At 74.5% G+C, this 15,843-nt stretch carries 14 protein-coding genes; 6 read left to right on the top strand and 8 right to left on the bottom strand.

The annotated features are described in order from the left end of the window. Positions 1–16 precede the first annotated feature (16 nt). The 8 genes from LPA54_RS11480 to LPA54_RS11445 are packed head-to-tail and all read right to left on the bottom strand — an operon-like array spanning position 17 to position 6,900. Positions 17–2,008, bottom strand: coding sequence for an NADH-quinone oxidoreductase subunit L (locus LPA54_RS11480; protein ID WP_228976493.1), 1,992 nt, complete (start codon positions 2,006–2,008; stop codon positions 17–19). After that, the gene (gene nuoK / locus LPA54_RS11475; protein WP_228976491.1) at positions 2,005–2,370 is read right to left on the bottom strand and encodes an NADH-quinone oxidoreductase subunit NuoK; all 366 of its coding nucleotides are present in this window, start codon (positions 2,368–2,370) and stop codon (positions 2,005–2,007) included. The genes LPA54_RS11480 and nuoK overlap by 4 nt, the downstream gene beginning before the upstream one ends. Then, positions 2,370–2,951, bottom strand: a complete 582-nt coding sequence (locus LPA54_RS11470; protein WP_228976490.1) for an NADH-quinone oxidoreductase subunit J — start codon at positions 2,949–2,951, stop codon at positions 2,370–2,372. Before LPA54_RS11470 ends, nuoK begins: the two co-directional genes overlap by 1 nt. Then, positions 2,948–3,598 (bottom strand): NADH-quinone oxidoreductase subunit I, encoded by a 651-nt coding sequence (locus tag LPA54_RS11465; RefSeq protein WP_228976488.1) that lies wholly within the window; start codon positions 3,596–3,598, stop codon positions 2,948–2,950. The genes LPA54_RS11470 and LPA54_RS11465 overlap by 4 nt, the downstream gene beginning before the upstream one ends. Then, positions 3,598–4,566, bottom strand: a complete 969-nt coding sequence (locus LPA54_RS11460) for a complex I subunit 1 family protein (protein WP_228976486.1) — start codon at positions 4,564–4,566, stop codon at positions 3,598–3,600. The genes LPA54_RS11465 and LPA54_RS11460 overlap by 1 nt, the downstream gene beginning before the upstream one ends. Next, positions 4,563–5,861, bottom strand: coding sequence for an NADH-quinone oxidoreductase subunit C (locus tag LPA54_RS11455; RefSeq protein ID WP_228976467.1), 1,299 nt, complete (start codon positions 5,859–5,861; stop codon positions 4,563–4,565). Before LPA54_RS11455 ends, LPA54_RS11460 begins: the two co-directional genes overlap by 4 nt. Beyond that, positions 5,858–6,517 (bottom strand): NADH-quinone oxidoreductase subunit B, encoded by a 660-nt coding sequence (locus LPA54_RS11450; protein WP_228976464.1) that lies wholly within the window; start codon positions 6,515–6,517, stop codon positions 5,858–5,860. The genes LPA54_RS11455 and LPA54_RS11450 overlap by 4 nt, the downstream gene beginning before the upstream one ends. After that, entirely contained in the window at positions 6,508–6,900 is a 393-nt protein-coding gene (locus tag LPA54_RS11445; protein WP_058944763.1) for an NADH-quinone oxidoreductase subunit A, read from the bottom strand. The genes LPA54_RS11450 and LPA54_RS11445 overlap by 10 nt, the downstream gene beginning before the upstream one ends. 239 nt (positions 6,901–7,139) lie before the next feature. Here LPA54_RS11445 and LPA54_RS11440 point away from each other — a divergent pair, with 239 nt between their 5' ends. The 6 genes from LPA54_RS11440 (at position 7,140) to rarD (ending at position 15,420) form a co-directional block, all read left to right on the top strand. Next, on the top strand, positions 7,140–8,243 hold the full coding sequence (locus tag LPA54_RS11440) for a sensor histidine kinase (protein WP_228976651.1): 1,104 nt from the start codon (positions 7,140–7,142) through the stop codon (positions 8,241–8,243). A 371-nt stretch (positions 8,244–8,614) separates the two neighbouring features. Continuing rightward, positions 8,615–9,937, top strand: a complete 1,323-nt coding sequence (locus LPA54_RS11435; RefSeq protein ID WP_228976461.1) for a sensor histidine kinase — start codon at positions 8,615–8,617, stop codon at positions 9,935–9,937. A 118-nt stretch (positions 9,938–10,055) separates the two neighbouring features. Continuing rightward, positions 10,056–10,715 carry a response regulator transcription factor gene (locus LPA54_RS11430; protein ID WP_308112837.1) on the top strand — a complete coding sequence of 220 codons (660 nt, stop codon included), beginning with the start codon at positions 10,056–10,058 and terminating at the stop codon, positions 10,713–10,715. Positions 10,716–11,089: 374 nt separating this feature from the next. Continuing rightward, entirely contained in the window at positions 11,090–13,081 is a 1,992-nt protein-coding gene (locus LPA54_RS11425) for a 2-oxoacid:acceptor oxidoreductase subunit alpha (protein ID WP_228976458.1), read from the top strand. Then, the gene (locus tag LPA54_RS11420; RefSeq protein ID WP_058944768.1) at positions 13,071–14,123 is read left to right on the top strand and encodes a 2-oxoacid:ferredoxin oxidoreductase subunit beta; all 1,053 of its coding nucleotides are present in this window, start codon (positions 13,071–13,073) and stop codon (positions 14,121–14,123) included. Before LPA54_RS11425 ends, LPA54_RS11420 begins: the two co-directional genes overlap by 11 nt. Positions 14,124–14,406: 283 nt before the next feature. Beyond that, positions 14,407–15,420, top strand: a complete 1,014-nt coding sequence (gene rarD / locus LPA54_RS11415) for an EamA family transporter RarD (protein ID WP_228976649.1) — start codon at positions 14,407–14,409, stop codon at positions 15,418–15,420. Positions 15,421–15,843 lie beyond the last annotated feature (423 nt).

The following is a 15,843-nucleotide window of genomic DNA, read 5'->3' as shown; positions in this document are numbered from 1 at the left end:
TCATATCGATCACGGTTCACGCTCCGGCGGCGACGAGGACGGCGGCGACCGCCAGGACGACGGAACCGGCGAGCAGGACGCTGAGGTAGGTCTGCACGTTGCCGGTCTGGGCGCGGCGCACGGCCGCCCCGAGCAGACCGGTCGTGGCGCCCGCTCCGCGTACGTAGGTGTCGACGACCTCGCGGTCGAGGAAGCGGACCAGTGAGGCCGCCGCCCGGACGGGGCGTACGAACGCGGCGGTGTAGAGGGCGTCCAGGTGGAAGCCGGTGGCCGCGTGCCGGTGGAGCGGGCCGAGGAGGAGGCGCCCGGGGTCGGCCGGATCGGGCGCGGAGGCGATGGAGCCGTAGGCCGGGGTGTGGGTGGTGATCGCCTCGGCCTCGGAGACGGCGGGTTCGGCGTCGGGGTGGGCGGCGACGGCACCGAGCGGGACGTGCGCGGCGCGGGCGGTGGCCCGGCGCCAGGCGGCGTACGTGACCAGGCCGCCGACGAGGGCGGTGCCGGTGCCCAGGACCGCGGTGGTGGTGGTCGGGGTGAGGGCGTGTCCGTCGAACCAGTCGTCGAGGGAGGTGACGGCCAGGCCGAAGGCGAACGAGGGGACCGCGAGCACCCACAGGACGGTGCTCATGGCGAGCGGCTGCCTGCCGTGGTCCGGGGCCTCCTCGCCGCGGCCGCGGAAGGCGAGCAGCCACAGGCGCGTCGCGTAGGCGGCGGTGAGGAGGGCGGTGAGCAGGCCGGCGGCGAGGACGATCCAACCCGCCGCGCCGGGGGCGACGTCCCGGTCGCCGAGCGCGGTGTGCTCGGCGGCGACGAGGACGGCCTCCTTGGAGAAGAAGCCCGCGAACGGCGGGATCGCGGCGAGCGCGAGGAGGGCGACCGTCATCGTCCAGTACGCGTCGGGGACGCGGCGGGCGAGGCCGCTCATGCGGGACATGGCGGCCAGCGAGTTGGTGCCGGCGGCGTGGATGATCACGCCCGCGGCGAGGAAGAGGACCGCCTTGAACGCGCCGTGCGACAGGAGGTGGAAGACGGCGGCGCCGCGGTCGCCGACGGCCAGGGCGCCCGACATGTAGCCGAGCTGGCCGATGGTCGAGTAGGCGAGGACCCGCTTGATGTCGTCCTGGGCGAGCGCGGCCAGGGCCGAGCCGACCATGGTCAGCGCGGCCATCACGGCGAGGACGGTCAGGGCGGCCTGGGAGGCGGCGAAGACGGGCAGGAGACGCGCGACGAAGTAGATGCCGGCGGCGACCATCGTCGCGGCGTGGATGAGCGCGGAGACCGGCGTCGGGCCGGCCATCGCGTCCGGGAGCCAGGTGTGCAGCGGGAACTGGGCCGACTTGCCCGCGACACCGGCGAGGAGCAGCAGCGCGACCAGGGTGGGGTGGTCGAGGCCGCCCGAGGCGACGGCACCGAGGACCCCGGTGATCCGGAACGTCCCGGCGTCGGCGGCGAGGGCGAACAGGCCGAGGAGGAACGGGACGTCGCCGAGCTTGGTGACGAGGAACGCCTTGAGGGAGGCTGCCCGCGCCTCGGGCGTCTCCCAGTAGTGGCCGACGAGGAAGTAGGAGCAGACGCCCATGACCTCCCAGCCGACGAGCAGCACCATCAGGTCGCCGGAGTAGACGACGAGCAGCATGGCGGAGGTGAAGAGGGAGACGAGGGCCGCGTACGACGGGTAGCGGGGGTCGTCGCGCAGGTAGGCCGTCGAGTAGATCTGCACGCAGGACGCGACGAGGCCGACGAGGACGGCCGTGAGGGCGGCGAAGCCGTCGACGTGCAGGGCCAGCTCGATCGGGACCGAGCCGGTCGGGGTCAGCTGGGTGCCGGCGTCGAGCGCCTTCCCGCCGCCCTGGCCCACGGCGACCAGCACGGCGAGGGCGAGCGCGGCGACGGTCGGCAGGACGGCCAGCGGCCGTACGAAGCCGGGTGCGGTACGGCCGAGGAGGAGGCCGGTGGCCGCGCCGAGGAACGGCAGGAGGGGGACGAGGACGGCGAGGGTCGTGGTGGTCACGCGGTGGCCTCAGCCTTCTTGCCGGTCTGCTCGTGGGCGGCCGCGTCGCCGTCCGGGGTCTCGGCGTTGTCGCGGAGCCGGTCGATGTCGGCGGTGCCGCGGTTGCGGTACACCATCAGCACGATGGCCAGGCCGATGCCGATCTCGGCGGCGGCGATGGCGATGGTGAAGAGGGTCAGCGCCTGGCCCGCGTGCAGGGTGTCGCGGAGCCAGACGTCGAAGGCGACCAGGTTGAGGTTGACGGCGTTGAGCATCAGCTCGACGGACATCAGGACGAGGATGGCGTTGCGCCGGGCGAGGACGCCGTACAGGCCGGTGCAGAAGAGCAGCACGGCGAGGACGGCCGGGTAGGCGAGGTGCATCAGCGCTTCCCCTCCGCGCCGGAGTCGCCCTTGCGGGACAGGACGATCGCGCCGACGAGCGCGGCGAGCAGGAGGACGGAGAGCGCCTCGAAGGGCAGCACCCAGTTGCGGAAGAGCATCTCGCCGGTGACCCGGGTGGTGCCCTGGGCCGGGCCGTCGAGGTCGATCCAGGTGGTGCGGAAGGCGTCCACGACCACCCAGACGAGGGCGGCCGCGGCGGCCACCGCCACCACGAGGGCGGCGGGGCGGTTGCCGGAGTCCGCGTCCGGGGAGCGGCCGATGGGCGCCCTGGTGAGCATGAGCCCGAAGAGGAGGAGGACGACGACGGAGCCGACGTAGATGAGGACCTGGACCCAGGCGATGAACTCGGCCGTGAGGAGGAGGTACTCGACGGCGATCCCCCCGAGGGCGACGACCAGCCAGAGGGCGGCGTGGACGAGCTGGCGGGTGGTGACCGTGACCACCGCGGCGCCGAGGGTGACGACGCCGACGAGGAGGAACGCGATCTCCGTGCCGGTGGGCGAGAGGAAGCCGTGGCCGGCCGCGAGGTTCGTGGCGGCGGACGCCGTGGCGGGACTCATGCGGTGCCTCCCTCACGGGGGGTGCCGGGAGTGTCCTGGGTCCCAGGGGTCCCAGGGGTCCCAGGGGTGTCCGGAGTGCCCGGTGGGTCGTCGGACGCGCCGGGGCCGGGCTGGTCGGCTGCGCGCTGGGCGGCGAGCTTCTCTGCCGCCTTGCGGGCCGCGGCCAGCTCCTTCGGCTCCTCCGCGCCGGCGTCCAGCGCGGGCGGCTCGGGCACCGTCCACATCCACTCGCGGAGCTTGTCCCGCTCGTGGGTGAGGTCGCGGATGTCCGTCTCCGCGTACTCGAACTCCGGCGACCAGAACAGCGCGTCGAAAGGACAGACCTCGATGCAGATGCCGCAGTACATGCAGAGCGAGAAGTCGATCGCGAACCGGTCGAGGACGTTGCGGCTGCGCTCGCGTCCGCCGGGCGCGGCGGCCGGCACCGTCTCCTTGTGGGAGTCGATGTAGATGCACCAGTCGGGGCACTCGCGGGCGCAGAGCATGCAGACCGTGCAGTTCTCCTCGAACAGGCCGATGACGCCGCGGCTGCGCGGCGGGAGTTCGGGCTGGACGTCCGGGTACTGCGCGGTGTGGCTCTTCCTCGTCATCGTCCTGAGGGTGACGGCGAGGCCCTTGGCGAGGCCGGATCCGGGGATCGGGGCCATTACTGGATCACCACCTTGACGACGCCGGTGAGGGCGATCTGGGCGAGCGCGAGCGGTACGAGCGTGGTCCAGGCGAGCCTCTGGAGCTGGTCCTCGCGCAGCCGCGGGTAGCTCACCCGCAGCCAGATGACGACGAAGGCGAGGACGGCCGCCTTCAGCAGCGTCCACACCCAGCCGAGGCCGTCGGCGCCGAACGGGCCGTGCCAGCCCCCGAGGAAGAGGACGGTGGTCAGACCGCACAGGACGACGATGCCCGCGTACTCGGCGAGCAGGAACAGCGCGAAGCGCAGACCCGTGTACTCGGTGTACGCACCGAAGATGATCTCCGAGTCGGCGACCGGCATGTCGAACGGCGGGCGCTGGAGCTCGGCCAGGCCCGCGACGAAGAAGACCAGCGCGCCCACGATCTGCCACGGCAGCCACCACCACTCGAACGCGTCGAGGATGCCCGGCAGCGAGACCGTCCCCGCCGCCATGGCGACGGAGGCCGCGGCGAGCAGCATCGGCAGTTCGTAGGCGAGGAGCTGCGCGGCGGTGCGGAGGCCGCCGAGGAGGGAGAACTTGTTGGCGGACGCCCAGCCCGCCATGAGCGAACCGAGGACGCCGACGCCCATCACGGCGAGGACGAAGAAGACGCCCGCGTCGACGACCACGCCGACCGCGCCCTCGCCGGGGCCGATCGGGATGGCGACGAGCACGAGGAGGTACGGCAGGAGCGCGACGGCGGGCGCGAGCTGGAAGACGCGGCGGTCGGCGTTCGCCGGGACCACGTCCTCCTTCTGCGCGAACTTCACGCCGTCGGCGACGAGCTGGGCCCAGCCGTGGAAGCCGCCCGCGTACATGGGGCCGAGGCGGCCCTGCATGTGCGCCATCACCTTGTGCTCGGTCTGACCGACCACCAGGGGCAGGACCAGGAACACGGCGAAGACGACGACCAGGCGGAGGGCGACGTCGAGTACGTCGTTCACGCGTCGTCTCCTTCGAAGCGTCGTCGGTCGGGAGCCGGGTCGGGAGCCGGATCCGGGGCCGGGTCGGGAGCCGGGACCTCGGCGGGGGACTCGGCCGGGGTGTCGTCCGGAGCCGGCTTCGCGGTGTCCTCGGGAGCCGGTTCGGGGGCCGGTCGGTGTGGGTCGGCCGGGTCCGGGGGCTCGAAGGTCGGGCGGGGGTTGTTCCACGGGGCGTCCGTGCTGCGGGTGCGCGGAGGCGCCGCCGGCCCCGGGTCGGCCGGGGCGTCGCCCGGCGTACGGGTCCCGCGCTGGCTGGCGGAGCCCTCGCCCGCCGTACGGGAACGGCGCGGCGGCCGGGCGGCACCACCCGGCGCGGCGGCCGCAGGTGCGCCAGGCGCGGCGGCCGCAGGTGCGCCGGGCTCGGCGGCCGGGGACGTGCCGGGGGGCGTCGCCTCCGGTGGCGCGCCGGGGACGGCGGGCGCCTCGGGGGCGGTGCCCCGCGCGGGCGGCGCCGACAGGGTGGCGGCCTCGGCTGCCGAGGCCGCCGGAGTCGCGGGCCCGGCCGCCGGGGCGGCGGCGTCGTCCGGCGTGCCCGGCGCGGCGGGGGCCTGGCTGCTGGAGCCCTCGCCCGCCGTGCGCGTCCGGCGCACCGGCCGGTCGCCGGCGGCGCCGGCGCGCGCGGGGCCGCCGGCGCGCGCGGCGCGGGCCGGGCGCGCCGGGGCGGGCGGGAGCTGGCCCTTCTGCGGGCCCCACTCGTTGGGGTCGGGCACGCCGGGCGGCAGCATCTGGCGCCGCTTGGGCCCGCCGTGCGCCGCGCCCGCCGCGGGCTCGCCCGGCTCCTTGGCACCAGGCCACGCCTTGGCCACCCGGGCGGCGAGGACGAAGTCCTTGCGGAGCGGGTGGCCCTCGAAGTTCTCCGGGAGCAGCAGGTGCGCGGGGTTCGGGTGGCCCTCGAAGGTGACGCCGAACATCTCGTGCGTCTCGCGCTCGTGCCAGCCGGCGCCCGCGTACACGCCGACCGCGGTGGGCAGGACGGGCGCTTCGTGCGGGACGGTCGTGCGCAGCATGAGGCGGCGGACGGTGCCGCCCTCCAGGGCGGCGACGTGGGCGCAGACGAGGAAGCCGGTGCCGGGCTCGTCGACGGCGCTCAGCCAGTCGAAGTAGGTGCAGCCCAGCGCGTCCCGCGCGGTCCGCAGCGCGGCGGTCCACTCGCCGGCCGGGACGTCGACCGTCAGCAGGTCGTAGGCCCGCTCGGCTGTCGCCTCCGCGCCGAAGACGTCGGTGACGGCGTCGGGCAGGGTGTCGTACGCGTTCACCGGGCACCGCCTCCGGGCGCGGGCGGCGGGGTGACCAGGCCGCTGCGGAGGGCGGCGGTGTCGGGCCGCCCGGTGCCGTGCCCGTACCGCTCGCCGAGCGACTCGCGGGCGATCTTCTCCTGGAGCTTGAGGATGCCCTGGAGCAGCGCCTCGGGCCGCGGCGGGCAGCCCGGCACGTACACGTCGACGGGGATGATCTGGTCGACGCCCTTGGTGACGGAGTACGAGTCCCAGTACGGGCCTCCGCAGTTGGAGCAGGCGCCGAACGAGATGACGTACTTGGGCTCCGGCATCTGCTCGTACAGCCGGCGCACGGCGGGCGCCATCTTGTCGGTGACCGTGCCGGAGACGATCATCAGGTCGGCCTGGCGGGGGCCGGGCGCGAAGGGGATCACGCCCAGCCGGATGAAGTCGTGGCGGGCCATCGACGCCGCGATGAACTCGATGGCGCAGCAGGCCAGGCCGAAGTTGAACACCCACAGGCTGTAGCGGCGGCCCCAGTTGAGGACCACCTTCATGGGTTCGGGGGCCAGCCGCGACAGGACGCCGAGCCGCTTCGGCTCGGGCAGGTACACGGGCTGCGCGGCTGCCCCGTCCGTCCCCGCCGCCTGCGCGGAGGTCACGGGCTCGGGGGTGGCGCCGGGGTTCACGTCCATGTCAGGACGCCCTTCTTGTACGCGTAGAGCAGTCCCACGGCCAGGAAGCCGAGGAAGACGAACATCTCGACCAGCGTGGTGGCGCCGTACCCGGGCTCGGCGAAGACGGTCGCCCACGGGAAGAGGAAGATCGAGTCGACCGCGAAGATCACGTAGAGGAAGGCGTAGACGTAGTAGCGGACCTGGGTGTGGGCCCAGCCCTCCCCCACGGGGTCGACGCCGCACTCGTACGTCATCAGCTTCTCCGGCGTCGGCACGACGGGGCGCAGCAGCCGCCCGGCCGTGAACGCGACGGCGACGAAGAGCACGCCGACGACGGCGAGGAGTCCGACGGCCGAGTAGCTCTGGAAGTAGTCGGCCGCGAGTCCGGTCTGTTCCGGCACGTCCGTCCCTCTCTCTTCCTGCCCCCGCGGGCGCCGCGATCTGTACGCACGGGAGTCTAGGCCCTGGTACCACCCGGCCCGTCAGCCGTGCCAGGGACGGGGTGGGGTTATCCCCACCGGTCCTCACCCACGGCCCCCATGGCGCGGCCGGCGCCGCGCCGGGCAGTCTGGGCGCCATGACCACGCCCAGCGACCGCGCCGCCCCGCTTCCTCCCTCCCGCATCGGGTTCGGGACGGCCATGTGGAAGGAGGTCGTCCACCTCCTGTCCAACCTGCCAGTGTCCCTCGTGGCGTTCGTGTACGTCACGGTCGCGGTGGTGGTCGGGGCGGCGCTGAGCGTGACCGTCGTGGGTCTGCCGCTGCTGGCGTGCGGGTTGGCGGGGACGCGGCTGCTGGGACGGGTGGAGCGGGCGCGGGCCCGGGCGTTGCTCGGGATGCGGGCGGAGGAGCCGAGCCGGCTGCCGCTGCGCGGCGGCCCCGCGGCCCGGGTGTGGGCGCTGCTGCGCGACCCGGTGGCGTGGCGGGCGGCGCTGTTCGGGTTCGTCCGGCTGCCCTGGGGCGTGCTGACGTTCACGGTGACGCTCGTGGCACTGGTCGCGCTCTGGCCCGCGCTGCCGTACCTGGTGCGGGCCATGGCCACCCTCGACCGGGTGATGGTGCGGGGGCTGCTGGGGCCGTCGGACGAGTTGGAGCGGCGGGTGGCCGAGCTGGAGTCGGACCGGGGCGTCGTCGTGGACACCGCCGCGGCCGACCTGCGGCGCATCGAGCGGGACCTGCACGACGGGGCCCAGGCCCGCCTCGTCGCCCTCGCCATGGGGCTCGGCCTCGCCAAGGAGAAGGCCACCGAGGACCCCCAGGCCGCCGCCCGCATGGTCGAGGAGGCCCACGGCGAGGTGAAGCTCGCCCTCCGCGAACTGCGCGACCTCGCCCGCGGCATCCACCCCGCCGTCCTCACCGACCGCGGCCTGGACGCCGCGCTCTCCTCCGTCGCCTCCCGCTGCACCGTCCCCGTCACCGTCACCGTCGACCTGCCCGAACGCCCCGCCCCCGCCACCGAGGGCACCGCGTACTTCACGGTGTCGGAGCTCCTGCAGAACGTCTCGAAGCACGCGGGTGCCCGCCGCGCCACCGTCGACGTGTGGCGTACGGAGGAGTACCTGCTCATCCAGGTCACCGACGACGGCCGGGGCGGCGCCGACCCGACGGCCGGCAGCGGCCTCGCCGGACTGGCCGAACGCCTCGGGGCCGTCGACGGGCTGTTCGTCATCGACTCGCCGCCGGGCGGACCGACCACGGTGACGGCCGAACTGCCCTGGCGGTCCCGCGCGGCCGTCCGCCGCTGACACCACCGCGCGCCCCGGCGGTACCCGGGACGGGAGGCGGGGTCGGGCGGGTTCGCCCCCGCAGGGGTCGGCGGGGAAGGCCGGGTGCCCTCGACCGGGACCCGAGCCCGCCGACCCCGAGGAGGTGAGCCCGCCCGGCCCCGCCGCACCCACCACCGGCCTCGGCCGACCGCTCCACCCGCCCCGCCCCTCGCCAGCCCCACCAGCCCCTCCAGCCCTGGAAGCCCCACCCCTCAGACCGGCTCCGCTTCCGACCCGCGCCGCCCCACAGCCCGCCATCCCCTCCAGCCCTGGAGGCCCCGCCCCCCAACCACCAGCTCCGCCCCCGACCCGCGCCACCCCACCACCAGCGCACAGAAACGGAAAACCCCATGGCCATGGCATACGGGCCGGACACCGGCCGCCCGCGTCCGCCGCGCGCCCCCGCGTGGCTCGCCGCCCCGCTGTCCGCCCGCACCTGGCGCGAGTTCTGCCACCTGGTGGTCGGCCTGCCGCTCGGCGTCCTGTACTTCGTGATGTCCGTGACGGCGCTGGCAGTGGGCGCCGGGCTGGTGGTGACGTTCGTCGGCGTCCCGGTGCTGGCCACGGGCCTGGCGCTGTGCCGCGGCTTCGGCGTGGTGGAGCGGGCGCGGGCGCGGACCCTGCTCGGTACCCGGGTGGCGGCTCCTGAGCCGGTGCGGACGGGGCCCGGCAGCGGTCCGCTCGCGTGGATCGGGGCGACGCTGAAGAGCGGCGCGTCGTGGCGGCACCTGCTGTACGCGGTGGTGCACCTGCCGTGGGCGGTCCTCGCGTTCTCCGTCGCGGTGACCCTGTGGACGACGGCGTGGGCGCTCCTCACGTACCCCCTCTGGCAGTGGCTGCTGCCGCTGCACGGGGGGCGGTCCGGGGTGCAGCTGTACGGGGACGGGGGGCACAGCGTCGTCCTGGACACGGCGCCGGAGGTGGGGGCGGTCAGCCTCATCGGTCTGGTCCTCGTCCTGGGGACGCCGTGGGTGATCCGGGCGCTGGCCGGGGTCGACCGGCTGCTCGTGCTGGGACTGCTCGGCCCGTCGCGGCTGGCCAGCCGTGTCGTGGAGCTGGAGTCCGGCCGGGGCGTCGTCGTGGACACCGCCGCCGCGGACCTGCGGCGCATCGAGCGGGACCTGCACGACGGGGCCCAGGCCCGCCTCGTCGCCCTCGCCATGGGACTCGGCCTCGCCAAGGAGAAGGCCACCGAGGACCCCCAGGCCGCCGCCCGCATGGTCGAGGAGGCCCACGGCGAGGTGAAGCTCGCCCTCCGCGAACTGCGCGACCTCGCCCGCGGCATCCACCCCGCCGTCCTCACCGACCGCGGCCTGGACGCCGCGCTCTCCTCCGTCGCCTCCCGCTGCACCGTCCCCGTCACCGTCACCGTCGACCTGCCCGAACGCCCCGCCCCCGCCACCGAGGGCACCGCGTACTTCACGGTCTGCGAGCTGCTGGAGAACGTCTCGCGGCACGCCGGCGCCCGCCGCGCCACCGTCGACGTGTGGCGCAGCGGCGACCGCCTCCTCGTCGAGGTCGCCGACGACGGCCGCGGTGGCGCCGACCCGACGGCCGGCGGCGGCCTCGCGGGGCTCTCCGCCCGCCTGGACGCCGTCGACGGCATCCTCGCGGTGCGCTCCCCCGCCGGCGGCCCGACGACGGTCACGGCGGAGCTCCCCTGGCGCAGTTGAACGCAGTTGAACGCATCGACGCCCACACGGCCGGACTTGCTGGGATGCTGGTGGTGACGGTGGACGTCGCCGTACCGGAGCCGATCGAAGTGGGGGCCGCAGGGCTGTGGACGACCAGGTGCGGGTGGTCATCGCCGAGGATTCCGTACTGCTGCGGGAGGGCCTGACCCGGCTGCTGACCGACCGCGGGCACGACGTCGTCGCGGGCGTGGGGGACGCGGAGGCGCTGCTGAAGGCGGTGGACGCGCTGGCCGCCGACGGGGCGCCGCCGGACGTGGTCGTCGCGGACGTGCGGATGCCGCCGACCCACACCGACGAGGGGGTGCGGGCGGCGGTGCGGCTGCGGGCGGACCACCCGGGGATCGGGGTGCTGGTGCTGTCCCAGTACGTCGAGGAGCGGTACGCGACGGAGCTGCTGGCCGGCAGCAGCCGGGGCGTGGGGTACCTGCTGAAGGACCGGGTCGCCGACGTCCGGGACTTCGTGGACGCGGTGGTGCGCGTCGCTCGCGGCGGCACCGCGCTGGACCCGGAGGTGGTGGCGCAGCTGCTGGGGCGCAGCCGCCGGCAGGACGTGCTGGCGGCGCTGACGCCGCGCGAGCGGGAGGTCCTCGGTCTGATGGCCGAGGGGCGGACGAACTCGGCGGTCGCGCGCCAGCTGGTGGTGAGCGACGGGGCGGTCGAGAAGCACGTCAGCAACATCTTCCTGAAGCTGGGGCTGTCGCCGAGCGACGGCGACCACCGGCGGGTGCTCGCGGTGCTGACCTACCTGAACACCTGATCCGCCGCCCCCGGGACACCGGCCGGACCGCCGGCCGGACCACCAGCGGACCACCGCCGGACCGCCGCCGGTCCGCCGACCGGACCACCGCCGGACCGCCGGCCGAGCCGCCGGCACCGGCGCCGGGCGTCCAGGGGGCCTAAGACGAAAGACCGGGCCGGGAGTGCCGTTCCGGTGGCACACGGGGGGAGACCAAGCATGATGTTCCAGGACAAAGGGGCGTCTCGGAGTGGCGTCCATCATTCGAGCTGTCCAAGGAAGGGAACCCTTACCGACGTAGGGTGGGCCTCGGGACGGCCGGTCGTCCGGCTGTCTTCCGAGCGTTCTCCCGCCGACGGCGGGGAGACCCCTTGTCTCGAGGGAGGTCCAGTTCAGTGACCAGCCAGGTCAGTAGCCCGGCCGAGCAGACGGGTGAGACGGCGCGCGAGGCCCTGCGGGGCGACGGCGCGGCCGGCGGAGCGACCGACGGGGAGCGGCACGGCGCCCCGGAGCAGCGGCGCGGCTCGGAGAAGGAGGTCCGCCGCCTGGACCGGGTGATCATCCGTTTCGCGGGTGACTCCGGTGACGGCATGCAGCTCACGGGGGACCGTTTCACGTCCGAGACGGCGTCCTTCGGCAACGACCTGTCGACGCTGCCGAACTTCCCCGCGGAGATCCGCGCCCCCGCCGGGACGCTCCCGGGCGTCTCCTCGTTCCAGCTGCACTTCGCCGACCACGACATCCTCACCCCGGGCGACGCGCCGAACGTGCTGGTCGCGATGAACCCGGCGGCGCTGAAGGCTAACCTCGCGGACGTGCCGCGCGGCGGCGAGATCATCGTCAACACCGACGAGTTCGCCAAGCGAGCCATGGCCAAGGTCGGCTACGAGACCTCGCCGCTGGAGGACGGCACCCTGGAGGGCTACCGCGTCCACCCGGTGCCGCTGACGACGCTCACGATCGAGGCGCTGAAGGAGTTCGGCCTCTCCCGCAAGGAGGCCGAACGGTCGAAGAACATGTTCGCGCTGGGCCTGCTGTCGTGGATGTACCACCGGCCGACCGAGGGCACCGAGCAGTTCCTGCGCCGCAAGTTCGCGGGGAAGCCGGACATCGCCGAGGCGAACGTGGCGGCCTTCCGGGCCGGCTGGAACTTCGGCGAGACGACGGAGGACTTCGCCGTCTCCTACGAGGTCGCCCCGGCCACCTCGGCGTTCCCCCCGGGCACGTACCGCAACATCTCCGGCAACCTCGCCCTGTCGTACGGGCTGATCGCCGCCGCCCGCCAGGCGGACCTGCCGCTGTACCTGGGGTCGTACCCGATCACCCCGGCGTCGGACATCCTGCACGAGCTGAGCCGGCACAAGAACTTCGGCGTGCGGACGTTCCAGGCCGAGGACGAGATCGCGGGCATCGGCGCGGCGCTCGGCGCCGCGTTCGGCGGTTCGCTGGCGGTGACGACGACGTCCGGGCCGGGCGTGGCCCTGAAGTCGGAGACGATCGGCCTGGCCGTGTCGCTGGAGCTGCCCCTGCTGATCGTGGACATCCAGCGGGGCGGGCCGTCGACGGGCCTGCCGACCAAGACGGAGCAGGCCGACCTGCTCCAGGCGATGTACGGCCGCAACGGCGAGGCGCCGGTGCCGGTGGTGGCGCCGCGGACCCCCGCGGACTGCTTCGACGCGGCGCTGGAGGCGGCGCGCATCGCGCTGACGTACCGGACGCCCGTCTTCCTGCTGTCGGACGGCTACCTGGCCAACGGTTCCGAGCCGTGGCGCATCCCGGACGTGGCGGACCTGCCGGACCTCGGCGTCTCCTTCGCGACGGGGCCGAACCACACCCTGGACGACGGCACGGAGGTCTTCTGGCCGTACAAGCGGGACCCGGAGACCCTCGCCCGCCCCTGGGCGGTACCGGGCACGCCGGGGCTGGAGCACCGCATCGGCGGCATCGAGAAGCAGGACGGCACGGGCAACATCTCCTACGACCCGGCCAACCACGAGTTCATGGTCCGCACCCGCCAGGCCAAGGTGGACGGCATCGCGGTGCCGGACGTGGAGGTCGACGACCCCTCCGGGCGGGCGCGCACCCTGGTCCTCGGGTGGGGCTCGACGTACGGGCCGATCACGGCCGCCGTGCGGCGGCTGCGGAACGCCGGCGAGACGATCGCCCAGGCCCATCTGCGCCACCTCAACCCCTTCCCGGCCAACCTCGGCGAGGTGCTGGGGCGGTACGACAGGGTCGTCGTGCCGGAGATGAACCTGGGGCAGCTCGCGATGCTGGTCCGCGCCAGGTACCTGGTCGACGCACGCAGCCACACGCAGATCAACGGCATGCCGTTCAAGGCCGAGCGGCTCGCCGCGGCGCTGAAGGAGGCCATCGATGCCCAGTGAAGCCCTGACCCTGGTGCCCAAGGCCGAGGGCAAGCAGTCCATGAAGGACTTCAAGTCGGACCAGGAGGTCCGCTGGTGTCCCGGCTGCGGTGACTACGCCATCCTCGCGGCCGTGCAGGGCTTCATGCCCGAGCTGGGGCTGGCGAAGGAGAACATCGTCTTCGTCTCCGGCATCGGCTGCTCCTCCCGCTTCCCGTACTACATGAACACGTACGGCATGCACTCCATCCACGGCCGCGCCCCGGCCATCGCCACGGGGCTGGCCGGCTCCCGGCAGGACCTGTCGGTGTGGGTGGTCACGGGCGACGGCGACGCCCTGTCCATCGGCGGCAACCACCTGATCCACGCCCTGCGGCGGAACGTCAACCTCAAGATCCTGCTGTTCAACAACCGGATCTACGGTCTGACCAAGGGCCAGTACTCGCCGACGTCCGAGGTCGGGAAGATCACCAAGTCGACGCCGATGGGCTCGCTGGACGCGCCCTTCAACCCGGTGTCGCTGGCGCTGGGCGCGGAGGCGTCCTTCGTGGCGCGGACCGTGGACTCGGACCGCAAGCACCTGACCGAGGTGCTGCGGGCGGCCGCGGACCACCCGGGCACGGCGCTGGTGGAGATCTACCAGAACTGCAACATCTTCAACGACGGCGCGTTCGAGGCGCTGAAGGACAAGGACCGGGCGCAGGAGGCGGTGATCCGGCTGGAGCACGGGCAGCCGATCCGCTTCGGCGCGGACGGGGCCAAGGGCGTCGTGCGCGACCCGGCCACCGGTGACCTGCGGGTGGTCGAGGTGACGCCGGAGAACGCCTCGCGGGTGCTGGTCCACGACGCGCACGCGCAGTCTCCGACGACGGCGTTCGCGCTGTCGCGGCTGGCCGACCCGGACACCCTGCACCACACCCCGATCGGCGTCTTCCGCAGCGTGGAGCGGCCGGTGTACGACACGCTCATGGCCGACCAACTGGACGTGGCCGTCGAGCAGCGGGGCAAGGGCGACCTGGCGACGCTGCTCGCCGGGAACGACACGTGGACGGTCGTCGGCTGAGGCGGAGCGAGGCGCCCGCCCCCGGGGCCCGGTCCGGAACACACCGTTCCGGACCGGGCCCCGGTGCGTGCGGGGCCGTTCCCGTGACGGACGCGTCATGACCGTATGACGATACGGACATGACACCGCCTCCCGTGCGGCGCTACCGTCGACCGGACAGGGCGGTGCGGGACGGTGGTCGCCGGGAGGCGGACGTCGGGACGGGAAGGCGGGCGCGGTGGCGGCGAGAAGCGGCGGCGGCGAGCAGAGGGCGGGACTCCTCTACGGCATCGGGGCCTACGGCATGTGGGGGCTCTTCCCCCTGTACTGGCCGCTCCTCCAGCCGGCGGGGGCCATCGAGATACTCGCCCACCGCATGCTGTGGTCCCTGGTGGCGGTGGCGCTGGCCCTGCTCGCGGTGCGCCGCTGGGCGTGGGTCCCCGCGCTGCTGCGGCAGCCGCGCAAGCTGGCGCTGATCGCCCTCGCGGCCGCCGTGATCACGGTGAACTGGGGCCTGTACATCTGGGCGGTCAACGCCGGCCACGTCGTCGAGTCGTCCCTCGGGTACTTCATCAATCCGCTGGTCACCATCGCCATGGGCGTCGTCCTGCTCAAGGAGCGGCTGCGCCCGGTGCAGTGGGCGGCCGTGGGGACCGGCTTCGCGGCGGTCGTGGTGCTGGCGGTCGGGTACGGCAGGCCACCGTGGATCTCGCTGGTGCTGGCGTTCTCCTTCGCGACGTACGGCCTGGTGAAGAAGAAGGTCAACCTGGGCGGCCTGGAGTCGCTGGGCGCGGAGACGGCCATCCAGTTCCTGCCCGCCCTCGGGTACCTGCTGTGGCTGGGCTCCCAGGGGCAGGCCGCCTTCGGTTCGGCGGGCGTCGGGCACATGGCGCTGCTCGCGTCGGCCGGCCTCGTCACCGCCGTGCCGCTCGTCTGCTTCGGGGCGGCGGCGATCCGGGTGCCGCTGTCGACGCTGGGGCTGCTCCAGTACCTGGCGCCGGTGTTCCAGTTCCTGGTGGGCGTCCTGTACTTCCGCGAGGCCATGCCGCCGGAGCGGTGGGCCGGGTTCGCGCTGGTGTGGCTGGCGCTGGCCCTGCTGACGTGGGACGCCCTGCACACGGCGCACCGCACCCGTACGACGGCCACCCGCCTCGCGGCCGATGCCGCCTCCCGCGCCGTGGCCCAGGCGCAGGCCGCGGCCGAGGCCGAGGCGGTGGCCCACCAGGCCGTGGCCCAGGGCGCGCCCCAGGCGCAGGCGCGAGCGCAGGCCGCCACGCAGTCCGCGCCGGCCGCGCCGCCCGCACGCCCCGAGCCCTAGAGGGGGTGAACCGGTCGTTCCGGCGGGGCGGACCGGCGGCCGCGCGGTACGGCGGGATCCGGCCGCGGTCCGGCATCCGGACGGCGCACCGCCCGGGCCGGCGCCTGCCGCGGAGCCCGCCGAGCCCCGCGCACCCCCGTCCGGCCCGCGACCGGGCGCCCGGCCGCCGCTCCCCCGCGCCCGCCGGGCCGCACCACGTCACGCCCCCCACCCGCGTACCCGCGCGCCCCGCTCACGCCCCGGCGCACCGGCGGACCTGCGGCCGGTCGCGTCCGCGCCCCCGTGCACCGGCCCGCGCGGCCGCGACCCCGGCCCGCGGTACGCGCCCGCGTCGAGCGGACCCGCGCCGCGCCGGCCGGCCCGCGGCCGGGCGTCCCACCGCCCCCGCGCCGCCCGGGGGACGACCGCGCGCCGCCGGCGGGC

It is taken from the genome of Streptomyces sp. DH12, from assembly GCF_020873895.1.
Lineage (GTDB): Bacteria > Actinomycetota > Actinomycetes > Streptomycetales > Streptomycetaceae > Streptomyces.
Note: the sequence above shows the minus strand (reverse complement) of the source record. Positions and strands in the feature narration are given on the sequence as shown.